Origin of the sequence: Campylobacter sp. BCW_6465 (genome assembly GCF_001762815.1) — a bacterium.
GTDB lineage: Bacteria > Campylobacterota > Campylobacteria > Campylobacterales > Campylobacteraceae > Campylobacter_D > Campylobacter_D jejuni.
Window position 1 is genome coordinate 1 of record NZ_MJXN01000010.1, and the last position, 10084, is coordinate 10084.

The 10084-nt window shown below is 27.8% G+C and carries 13 protein-coding genes and 1 pseudogene; 9 read left to right on the top strand and 5 right to left on the bottom strand.

Annotation, left to right across the window (positions count from 1 at the left end):
* Positions 1-502 precede the first annotated feature (502 nt).
* Positions 503-1366 (top strand): cheVAW transcriptional regulator CheP, encoded by an 864-nt coding sequence (cheP, locus tag AJ886_RS00360; RefSeq protein WP_070239752.1) that lies wholly within the window; start codon positions 503-505, stop codon positions 1364-1366.
* Between the two features lie 27 nt (positions 1367-1393).
* Positions 1394-1873, top strand: coding sequence for a cheVAW transcriptional regulator CheQ (gene cheQ, locus AJ886_RS00365; RefSeq protein ID WP_079860391.1), 480 nt, complete (start codon positions 1394-1396; stop codon positions 1871-1873).
* 61 nt (positions 1874-1934) lie between these two features.
* Here the strand turns inward: cheQ and AJ886_RS00370 are convergent, their stop codons facing one another.
* Positions 1935-2090: a highly acidic protein gene (locus AJ886_RS00370; protein ID WP_002851965.1), complete on the bottom strand. Its 156-nt coding sequence runs from the start codon at positions 2088-2090 to the stop codon at positions 1935-1937.
* 92 nt (positions 2091-2182) lie between these two features.
* On the opposite strand from AJ886_RS00370, the gene moaC reads away from it, so the two are divergent.
* Genes moaC through AJ886_RS00385 form a run of 3 tightly spaced genes read left to right on the top strand, consistent with a single transcriptional unit; the run spans position 2183 to position 4047 of the window.
* Positions 2183-2656, top strand: coding sequence for a cyclic pyranopterin monophosphate synthase MoaC (gene moaC / locus AJ886_RS00375; protein WP_044778741.1), 474 nt, complete (start codon positions 2183-2185; stop codon positions 2654-2656).
* Positions 2634-2897: a DUF493 domain-containing protein gene (locus AJ886_RS00380; RefSeq protein ID WP_070287003.1), complete on the top strand. Its 264-nt coding sequence runs from the start codon at positions 2634-2636 to the stop codon at positions 2895-2897. The genes moaC and AJ886_RS00380 overlap by 23 nt, the downstream gene beginning before the upstream one ends.
* A complete protein-coding gene (locus AJ886_RS00385; RefSeq protein ID WP_079860712.1) occupies positions 2887-4047 on the top strand; it encodes a hypothetical protein in 1161 nt (386 codons plus the stop codon). The genes AJ886_RS00380 and AJ886_RS00385 overlap by 11 nt, the downstream gene beginning before the upstream one ends.
* An 18-nt stretch (positions 4048-4065) precedes the next feature.
* Here the strand turns inward: AJ886_RS00385 and AJ886_RS00390 are convergent, their stop codons facing one another.
* Positions 4066-4824 (bottom strand): exodeoxyribonuclease III, encoded by a 759-nt coding sequence (locus tag AJ886_RS00390; RefSeq protein WP_002869154.1) that lies wholly within the window; start codon positions 4822-4824, stop codon positions 4066-4068.
* Positions 4825-4941: 117 nt separating this feature from the next.
* Here AJ886_RS00390 and eptC point away from each other — a divergent pair, with 117 nt between their 5' ends.
* Genes eptC through pyrC form a run of 4 tightly spaced genes read left to right on the top strand, consistent with a single transcriptional unit; the run spans position 4942 to position 8069 of the window.
* Positions 4942-6477: a lipid A/FlgG phosphoethanolamine transferase EptC gene (eptC, locus tag AJ886_RS00395; RefSeq protein WP_070287005.1), complete on the top strand. Its 1536-nt coding sequence runs from the start codon at positions 4942-4944 to the stop codon at positions 6475-6477.
* Positions 6474-6830, top strand: coding sequence for a diacylglycerol kinase (locus AJ886_RS00400; RefSeq protein ID WP_052776847.1), 357 nt, complete (start codon positions 6474-6476; stop codon positions 6828-6830). The genes eptC and AJ886_RS00400 overlap by 4 nt, the downstream gene beginning before the upstream one ends.
* A complete protein-coding gene (locus AJ886_RS00405) occupies positions 6827-7072 on the top strand; it encodes a replication/maintenance protein RepL (RefSeq protein WP_002861043.1) in 246 nt (81 codons plus the stop codon). The genes AJ886_RS00400 and AJ886_RS00405 overlap by 4 nt, the downstream gene beginning before the upstream one ends.
* Complete coding sequence (gene pyrC, locus AJ886_RS00410; protein ID WP_070233286.1) at positions 7062-8069, top strand: dihydroorotase; 1008 nt, start codon at positions 7062-7064, stop codon at positions 8067-8069. The genes AJ886_RS00405 and pyrC overlap by 11 nt, the downstream gene beginning before the upstream one ends.
* A 31-nt stretch (positions 8070-8100) precedes the next feature.
* Here pyrC and AJ886_RS00415 read toward each other — a convergent pair.
* The 3 genes and pseudogenes from AJ886_RS00415 to AJ886_RS00425 form a co-directional block, all read right to left on the bottom strand.
* Positions 8101-8315: pseudogene (locus AJ886_RS00415) on the bottom strand (hypothetical protein).
* Positions 8316-8370: 55 nt separating this feature from the next.
* Positions 8371-9090, bottom strand: coding sequence for a class I SAM-dependent methyltransferase (locus AJ886_RS00420; protein WP_070233288.1), 720 nt, complete (start codon positions 9088-9090; stop codon positions 8371-8373).
* A gap of 79 nt (positions 9091-9169) precedes the next feature.
* A partial coding sequence (locus tag AJ886_RS00425) for a methyl-accepting chemotaxis protein (protein ID WP_002934477.1) occupies positions 9170-10084 on the bottom strand: 915 nt, incomplete at its 5' end.

Here is a 10084-nt window from a genome sequence, read left to right on the forward strand (position 1 = left end):
CCCCCCCCCCGTAGACACCTTACTTGAAATAATATTTTTACTCAAATATTTTTCTCCTTCCTTATTTAAAATGATTTATTTTGAAATTAATTTCATATTTTTTATTTTTTAATAATAATATAAAATATAAAAATAAAATAGCGGAATAATAAAATATTTAAACTTAAAGTATAATTAAATACTGATTATTATATAATTATAAAATTTCAATTTAAATTTTATTTTATATAAAAAAATTAATTTAATGAGAGTAAATTTGTATGAAATGTTGTAAATATTTTTGTGGTGTTTATAAATTTTATTTAAAATTATCATCTTTAGTTTTTATATTCTAGATAAAATTTAAAATTTTTGATTTTGTATTTTTTAGATATTTTATCTATAAATTAGCTATGCTTAATCAAGTGTTAAATGTATTCACTTTGTGCAATAAGTAAATTAATTTTTAGATATAATTGTAAATCTATGAAGAACATTGAATATTAAATAAGGATGTATTAATATGATCGGAGATATGAACGAGCTTTTATTAAAAAGCGTCGAAGTTTTGCCACCTTTGCCTGATACTGTGAGTAAATTAAGAAAATATGTAAACGAGGCTAATTCAAATATAGAAACCATGAAAGTTGCTGAAATCATTTCAAGCGATCCGTTGATGACGGCTAAGCTTTTGCAACTTGCGAATTCTCCTTATTATGGTTTTACAAGAGAAATTACAACTATAAATCAAGTGATTACTTTATTAGGCGTTGGTAATATCATCAATATAGTTACGGCTGATTCCATTAAAGATAGTTTTAAAATAGATGTTTCACCATATGGTTTGGATACTCAAGTTTTTTTAAGAAATTGCAACGAAGAGGCAACTTTTATCACAAATTGGCTTAATGATGAAGATAAAAAACTTTCTCATCTCTTAGTTCCTTGTGCAATGCTTTTAAGACTTGGCATTGTTATTTTTTCAAATTTTCTTATACAAAATCACAGAGAGAAAGAATTTTTAACTTTTTTAAATGAAACTAAAATTGAAAATATTGCTTTAGCGGAGAATGAATTTTTAGGTGTAGATCATATTTCTTTCTTAGGATTTTTGTTGCATCGTTGGAATTTTGATGATGTTTTGATTGAAAGTATATGTTTTGTTCGCACTCCTCACGCTGCTCGCGAAGAAGTGAAAAAATCCGCTTATGCTCTAGCAATAACAGATCATCTTTTTGCTCCGCATGATGGCTCTTCTCCATTTAACGCAAAAGCTGCAGTTGCTTTACTTGAAGAGGCAAAAACTCAAGGAATTAATTTTGATTTAAACAATCTTTTATCTAAGCTTCCTAGCAAAGCTAAGGAAAATTTAAACAAAGAAGATTAAAGAGCCTTTTTAGGGCTCCAAATTTTAATGATGAAAAGTTTAATCTTACCTCCTAATGAATTTTTAGATCACTATATTTTAAACGCTGAATTTCATCGTTTTGCTGGAATTTCAAAAAATGCTTATAAATTTTGGAAAAATGTAGAAATAGGTAGATATCAAGGAACAAGAATTATATTTTTGCATAGGAATTGCATTTTAGAAAAACATCAGCAAGCTTTAAGGCAATGTAGTGATTTAAATGGTTTTGTATTGGCAAGTGCTTTTTGTTCTTTTACTGGATTAGCCCCGTCTCATTTAGTGGAAAAAAATAATTCTTCTATTTATAAACTTTTAGAGCTGAAGGAGATTTGTGGGATTAAATTTGTTAATCTAAAAAAATTTTATGATTTTTTAGGGCTAAATTATCATCGGCATATTTATATAGAAAAATGCCATTTTTTTAGTCCAGCTCCTTTTGAAAAGCGTATTAAAATCACTGAGAGTATGTGCGTTGGGTATTATTAAGATATAAATTACAAGCCCTGTAAAGACATTGCTTGTAATTTAAAGATGAAAATTTTGTATTTTAATCCATCTCATAAAAATCATCATCATTGTTATCATCATCGTATTCATAATCATCATCATCGTAATTATAATTTTTATGGTGATTTTGTGGATATTCTTCATCTTCGTTTTCATAATCATCGTAATTTAAATCTTCTTCATCTTCATAAGCCATTGTTTTCTCCTTAAATAAAAATACAAAGCTTATTTTATCTTAAATTTGTTTGGTTTTGCTATAATTTTTATAATTTTTTAAAAGGTGAATTTATGAAATTAAGTCATTTAGATGAAAACAATCATCCTAAAATGGTAGATGTAAGCGATAAAAATATTACTTCAAGAATAGCCACAGCTAGTGGTATGATATATATGAGTCAAGAAGCTTTTGATGTAATTAAAAACAATACTGCAAAAAAAGGCCCTGTTCTTCAAACAGCTATTGTTGCGGCTATAATGGGGGCTAAAAAAACAAGTGAAATTATTCCTATGTGCCATCCTTTGATGCTTTCTAAAGTCGAAACTGATATTGTGGAATTTGTTAAAGAATGTGCGTTTAAGCTTATTGTAACAGTTAAGTGTGAAGGTAAAACAGGTGTTGAAATGGAAGCTTTAAGTGGGGTTAGTATAGGACTTTTAACTATATATGATATGATCAAGGCTATAGATAAATCAATGAGGATTACGGATATAGTGCTTGAAAGCAAAGAAGGAGGCAAAAGTGGTAAATTTGTGCGATCTTAAAAAAGAACCTCAGATCAATTATCCTACTTTTTGGGATTATAAGGTGATTTTTGAGGTACATGTTAAGGCAAGTGAAATTTTTCAAGAAATTTTAGGTCAAAGAGAATATAAATTTGAACATTCGAATTCAAGCGCAAACGGAAAATATCAAAGTTATTTATTAAATGTTTATGTGGATAGCAAAAAAGATCGTTTGGATATATTTGATAAATTAAAAGCTAAAGCAAAATTTGTGCTTTAAGAAAGAAGGAAAAATGAAAAATACTTTAATTATTTTTGAAAATTCTTTGTCAAATCTCGGTAAAGATGAAGCAAGTGATTTACTTGAGGACTTGAGTTTTAATCTTGCATATAAACAAATTTCACATAATCCTCATGAAACAAAAAAAGTTTTAAATTCTCTTTTGGTTGAATTTTTAACTATTTTAAAAAAACTTGATTTTTGTGACGATGAAAATGTTTCAAAGGTTATTAAGGCTCTGGTAAAAGCAAGTGTTGCAGATGCTCAAAATTCGCTTTATGAGTATATTAGTGAAGCTGAATTATTAAACAAACAGATTGAAAATCAAAAGAATTTGATTAAAAATCAAATCAGCGATAATTTTTTTGAATTCGAGAGTATTTTACAAGAATGTTCTTTTTGTGATGAATTTAGCGGTGGTTTAAATGATGCTATTTTATTTGATATAGAAATGCTTGGAATTTTAAAAGAAACTGCTGAAAGTGCTTTTTTAACCACATTAGAAAAGGCTGAAGATATAGAACTTACAAGTAGCGAAATAGCTAAAAATCTCGTATATAATGCTATTTGTGAAGCTCATTTTGAAAAAGAAAGAATTTTAAAAATTTCAAGTATTATTTTAAATACCGCTTTTGAAATAGCTAATGAATCTATGGCTTATGCAAAAGATCTTTGTTTAGGCGTGATTAAAGGTACAAGAGATGGTATTGTTTTAGCAATGGAAAAATTTAAAGCTTCATTAACTTATGCAAATTTTGAAGAAGATGTTAGTTCAAAAAGTAAAGAACTAATAGGTATAGAAGACGATTTTATTGCTCTTTTAAAAAAAGAGATTCAACTGCAAAATGATCCTTGTAAGAGTATAGTTGAGAATTTGCTAGAACATGAACTTGATAATCTTTTTGCTAAATTTAGACGTCTTGCGAGTGAAAGTAGAGAACAGCTAATACTAGTTTTAAATGATATTAAGAGAAATCCAAAGATTAATGATTTTAATAAACTTACTCAAAGAAAATTAAATCATTTTAAACAGGAAATTTTTGAATTAGAAAAAATTGCTAGTGAAAAATACAAAGATTTAAATTCTAAAAAAGCTAAAAAGCTCGGTGTAAGACTTTGGGAAAAAGCAAAAAAATTTGTTAAAAAATAATATCCCATTTTTGGGATATTAAATATCTATTTCTATACCTACAGGTGCGTGATCAGAGCCAAAAATATCATCTCTTATGAAAGCGTTTTTAAGTTTATCTTTTAAACCCTTTGAAATGAAAAAATAATCAATCCTCCAGCCTACATTTCTTTCTCTTGCTTTCATTCTATAGCTCCACCACGAGTATTTTTCTTTGATTTCGCCATTAATTTCTCTAAAAGTATCTATAAAACCAAGTTTTAATAAATCATCGATCCAAGCTCTTTCTATAGGTAAAAAACCTGAAGTGTTGGCATTGGCTTTTGGATGGGTAAGATCGATTTCTTTATGAGCGGTATTAACATCACCACAAATGATAATTTCAAACCCATCCTTTAAAAGCTTATCTAAATACACTAAAAAATCTGCATAAAATTTCATCTTAAAATTTAAACGCTCTTCATCTTTTTGACCATTTGGAAAATAGATATTAAAAAGTGCGATATTTTTAAAGCGGTGTTCTAAAACCCTGCCTTCTTCATCATCAAAAAATTCACATTTTTTTACTTCGCTATCAAAATTACAAAGACTCATTACCCCAGAATATCCTGCTCTTTTGGCAGAATTAAAATACATGTGTTTAAAAGGATATTCATAAATTTTTTTAGGAAATTTATCTTCATGTGCTTTGATTTCCTGAAAACCTATAAAATCAATCTTTTCTTGTGCTATCCAATCAAGTGCATTTTTATCACAAATGGCTCTTAAGCCGTTAACATTCCATGAAAGCAGTTTCATTATTTTCCTTAAAATTTTCATTAAAAGTGTAAATCATAACATAAAAAGATTTAAAACTACAATCCATTTAAAAAAATTCAATAAAATTAAAACCTTAAATTTAAAGGTGGGATTTATATGCTTAGATTAACTTGGTTTTGGTTTACTTTCTTAAATTCTTTAATGATTGCAATATTAAATTTTAATTTATTTGAATTTGTGTATGAAAAAAACAATCAAAATTGGTTTATAACTTTTGTTTTTATTATAGCTTATTTTGCATTAGTTCACGTGGTTTGCTCTTTACTTTTTATAAAGTTTTTTACTAAATTTTTTTCTATACTGTTTATAATATCATCTTTTTTAAGTGTTTATTTTATTAGTTTTTATGGAGTGCTTATAGACTCTGATATGATACAAAATGTTGTTCAAACAGATATCAAAGAAGTAAAAGATTTGTTAAATTTAAAATTGATCTTATTTATTGTTTTGGCTTTGTTGTTGGCTTTTTATGTTGTTAAAGTAAAAATTGATTATGGTAGTTTTAAATCCCATATAAAAATTAAAATTATCAATATAGTATCAGGTTTGATTGTGGTTAGTGCAGTTTTAATCCCTTTAAGTAAAACTTTCTTGCCTTTTTTTAGAAGCTATAATGAAATAAGAATGTATAATACTCCTTTTTATCAATTTTATGCCGTATATCGCTATTATGTTCGTTTTGTAAAAGCTAAGCCAGAATTTAAAACTATAGCTAATGATGCTTATAGAGAAAATAATCACACTAAAAAAATTTTGGTTTTGGTAGTGGGTGAAACCGCTAGAGCAGCAAATTACTCTTTGGGTGGATATACTAAAAATGATACCAATTTTTATACTAAAAAAGATAATGTAGTCTTTTTTGATAATTTTTCATCATGCGGAACAGCAACAGCGGTAAGTTTACCTTGTATGTTTTCTATATCCAAGCGTAGAGATTATTCGAGTTCAGAATTTCAAGAAAATGCCATGGATATACTTTATAAAACAGGTGTAGATGCTGCATGGTTTGATAATAATTCTGGTGGTTGTAAAGGGGTTTGTGATAGATTAGCTTATAAACAAAAGCTTTCTAGTGATTTGGATGAAAATTTACTCACTCCTTTTAAAGAAAAATTAAATCATTTGAGTGATCAAAATATAATAGTTCTTCATTTGCAAGGTTCTCACGGGCCAACTTATTATAAACGCTATCCAAATGAGTTTAAAAAATTTACTCCAACTTGTGATACCAATGAACTTTCAAAATGTGATAGTAAGGCTTTAATCAATACTTATGACAATACTTTGCTTTACACAGACTATCTTTTAAGTGAGATTATAAAACTATTAAAAGAGCAAAAAGATTATGAAAGTTCTTTATTTTATCTTTCAGATCATGGTGAAAGTTTGGGCGAAAATGATATTTATCTTCATGGTATGCCTTATGCTATAGCACCAAGTTATCAAACTCATATTCCTGCTATTTTTTGGAGTAATGATGAAAAATTAATGAATTTAGCTAAAGAACATAAAAGTTTAAAACTTTCTCAAGATAATCTTTTTAGTACTCTTTTAGGATATTTTGATGTAAAAACAAGTGTTTATGAACCAGAATATGATTTATTAAATCCTAAACTTAAGGCAAATCCATGAAGCCTAAATATCATTTTTTAAATAACGCAAGATATGCTTTAGAAGGGATTTTTACTTTATTTAAAAATGAAATGGCGTTTAGAATTGAACTTTGCATTATTATCCCTGCGATAGTTTTTAGTTTTTTCTTAAAAGTTAGTTTTTTGGAACATTTGTTATTGGTAAGTGTTTTAATACTTATCTTAATTATAGAAGCTTTAAATTCAGCTATTGAAGCTTGTGTTGATTTGATTACAAATGAATGGCATGAAAAGGCAAAAATTGCTAAAGATTGTGCGAGTGCGGCAGTGTTTTTTAGTGTGCTTTTAGCTCTTTTTGTTTGGGGTTTTATTTTATATAGCATTTACTTATGAAATTTGAAAATTTAATACGAGAAATTTTAGGAAAAAAGCGTTTTGAATTGTTAAAATTTTTATGTGAAAATGCCGATGAAAATGGTTTTATTATGATTAAAATCAGTGAGCTTGAAGAAAAATTACATCAAAGCAAACCCACTATCATTGCTACTTTTAAATTTTTAGAAGAAAAAAAACTTTTCAAGCGCCTTAAGAATGGATTTTATCAGCTAAATATAGGAGATAAAAATGATACTTAAAAATCCTTTAGATATGCATTTGCATTTAAGAGATAATCAAATGCTAGAACTTATTGCACCTTTGAGTGCAAGAGATTTTTGTGCAGCTGTGATTATGCCAAATTTAATCCCTCCGCTTTGCAATTTAGAAGATCTAAAAGCTTATAAAATGCGTATCATTAAGGTTTGTAAAGATGAAAATTTCACTCCTTTAATGACACTTTTTTTTAAAAATTATGATGAGAAATTTCTTCAAATTGCCAAAGATGAAATTTTTGGCATTAAGCTTTATCCAGCAGGAATTACAACAAATTCAAATGGTGGAGTTTCAAGTTTTGATATAGAGTATTTAAAACCTACTTTAGAGGCTATGAGTGATTTAAAGATTCCTTTGCTAGTGCATGGTGAAACAAATGATTTTGTCATGGATAGAGAGGCAAATTTTGCTAAAATCTATGAAAAATTAGCAAAAAACTTTCCAAAATTAAAAATTGTAATGGAGCATATTACCACTAAAACTTTATGTGAACTTTTAAAAGATTATGAAAATTTATATGCGACAATCACTTTACATCATTTAATCATCACTTTAGATGATGTTATCGGAGGTAAAATGAATCCTCATCTTTTTTGTAAGCCTATAGCCAAGCGTTACGAAGATAAAGAAGTACTTTGTGAGCTTGCCTTTAGTGGTTATGAAAAAGTTATGTTTGGAAGTGATAGCGCGCCTCATCCATTGCACACTAAAGAATGTTGCGGTTGTGCCGCAGGTGTATTTAGCGCCCCAGTGATTTTACCTGTTTTAGCTGAATTATTTAAGCAAAATAGCTCCAAAGAAAATTTGCAAAAATTTTTAAGCGATAACGCTTGTAAAATTTATGATTTGAAATTTAAAGAAGATAAAATTTTAACTTTAGAAGAAAAAGAATGGCAAGTGCCAAATGTTTATGAAGATAAATACAATCAAGTCGTGCCTTATATGGCCGGAGAAATTTTAAAATTTCAATTAAAACATTGATTTTCCACCCTAAAGGTGGAAAATTTAAGCTTTATTTACAAGAGTATCTCTGATATCTATAACAAGATAGATCACAAAAAAACTTAAAAATAAAGCAATAAAACTGACTATCAGCGACAATAAACCAGCTAAAAATCCAATGCTAAACATCATAAAAAGAGAATAAAGCAAAGCTACAACAAAACTTATCACTGCAATTGCATCAAGAATCAAGCGTCCAAATTTGATGATTAAATTTTTAACCATTAAAAACTCCTTTGAAATAATCGGTGAAATTGTAATAAGTATAAGCTTAATGTTTTTATAAGTTATTTATAATTAAAAGTTTTATTTTGGATTCTATAGTTTCAATAATATCATTTTCAACAAAAGAACTTACAGTTTCTTTAGAAGCTGTGATTTTGTTAATGTTTAAATGCCATAGAGCATTTTCTATAGCCTCTTCTTTCGTTCTTTGAACTTTGCGTGTTTCATCAAAAACAATCTTATGAAAAAATATATTTTTTTCTAGTAAATAACTTTCTAAATCTTTTTTATAAAAACCTTTAAATTCGGTATTAAAATATTTAAAAATCGGATCTAAAAAATCACTTTTTCTATAATCAGCCCAACCAAGATAAATTTTTGTTTTAGCTAGATTTAAGAAATTTGTATAATCTTTTTCATTTTGTAAAGCAGGGGACATACTTAAAAATGCAAGGTCAAATTTAGCATTAGGATTGTTTTGCATCCAAGTTTCAAAGCTCAAATTTTCGCATTTTATATTGTTAAGATTTAGTTTTTTGGCATCTTCTTGTAAAATTTCAAGCATAGCATTTGCACTATCTAAGGCAAAAATTTCTTTAGCCTCTTTAGCTAAGTGTAAAGTCCAAACTCCAGTTCCACATCCTATATCTATAATGCTTTTATTTTGAAAAGAAATCTTTAAATTTTGTAAATATTCAAAAGTTTGCTTTTGTATGGTGTTTAAAGTGTTTTGATATCTTGTGTAAGTTTTGGCTTTTTTATCCCATAAATTCATATATTTTCCTTGATAAAATATATAAAATCATAGCATAAATTTTTAAAATTCAAGCCCTTTTTTGGGCTTGAATGACTAATTAAAACCTCTTCTTCTTAACATCTTCTAAGATATTATTAGCTATATCACTTACTGTACTAGAAATAATAGCTGATTCATTAGCAATTTCAACATTATCTTTAGTAGTTTGATCAATTTGTGCTACGCTATCATTGATTTGAGTAATACCTGCAGTTTGTTCTTTAATACTTTCTGCCATATCATTGATAGATTGAACAAGTAAATTAGTATTAGCTTCTATTTCAGATAAAGACTTTTGAGTTCTCTCAGCTAGCTTTCTAACTTCATCAGCCACAACAGCAAAGCCTCTACCATGTTCTCCAGCACGAGCCGCTTCAATAGCTGCATTTAAAGCTAAAAGATTGATTTGATCTGCAATATCACCTATGATACCTGTAACATTTTTAATCTCTTCAGATTGAGTGATAACATCACTAGTTTTAACTGAAACATTTTGCATAGAAGAAGTGATCTCTTCTAAAGCTGCTGCAGTTTCTTCTAAAGATTGAGCTTGAGAATTTGAAGAAGTGGTTAAGCTTTGAACAGCAGTTTGTAATTTTCCACTTTCATTAGCTAAAGCATTAGCAAAGTCTGAACTTTGTTTTAGCATTTTAACTATTTCATCACCTAAAGCATTAGTAGTTAATTCAACACTTCCTGAAGCATTAGAGATTTTATTTCTAAAATCTAAGCTTTTGTATTCTTCAAATATTTTATGAATAACATTCATATCAGAACCTACTCTAGCTTGTAAAACATCAAGAAGTTTATTTAGAACATTTTTAAGTTCAATAAGTTGTGGGTTTCTTGGATTAGCAGTAATTCTTGCTGTTAAATTACCACCTTCTACAACTGATACGGTTTGAACTGATTCTTTAACAGCTTGATTGTCTTGTTCTAAACCTTTTTTAGTAGCAAGGATGTTTTCGTTGAT